This is a genomic window from Paraburkholderia sp. SIMBA_027, assembly GCF_046535315.1.
Classification (GTDB): Bacteria; Pseudomonadota; Gammaproteobacteria; order Burkholderiales; family Burkholderiaceae; genus Paraburkholderia; species Paraburkholderia tropica.
The window spans coordinates 1-279 of record NZ_JAWRWY010000393.1 but is presented as its reverse complement, the minus strand read 5'-3'; the positions used below and the strand labels follow the sequence as shown (position 1 = coordinate 279).

1 pseudogene is annotated in these 279 nt (G+C 64.5%); it reads right to left on the bottom strand.

Annotation, left to right across the window (positions count from 1 at the left end):
• A pseudogene (locus SB764_RS39555) lies at window positions 1–257 on the bottom strand (hypothetical protein); the annotation flags it as partial.
• Window positions 258–279: the final 22 nt, after the last annotated feature.

Here is a 279-nt window from a genome sequence, read left to right as displayed (position 1 = left end):
CCGGTTTCACCGTCGCGGCCTGCGGTTTCGGCCTGAATCCTGTCGTAGAGATCCTTCATCTGATCGTCCAGCCTGGACAGCGATGGGTCGGCGCAGATCAGATGTTCGACATGGGTTTTGGCGGCCTTGCAGTCGAAGCCGGCGGCATGGGCGGCCTGGATCGGCAGGAAAGAAGCGCTGGCGAGGACGGCGCAGACCACAGCGTGCACAATCGCGGGTTTGCGTTGGGCGTGTTGTTGCCGGCGCCGGCCTTTCATGGCGCTGGCCGGTATTGCCGCG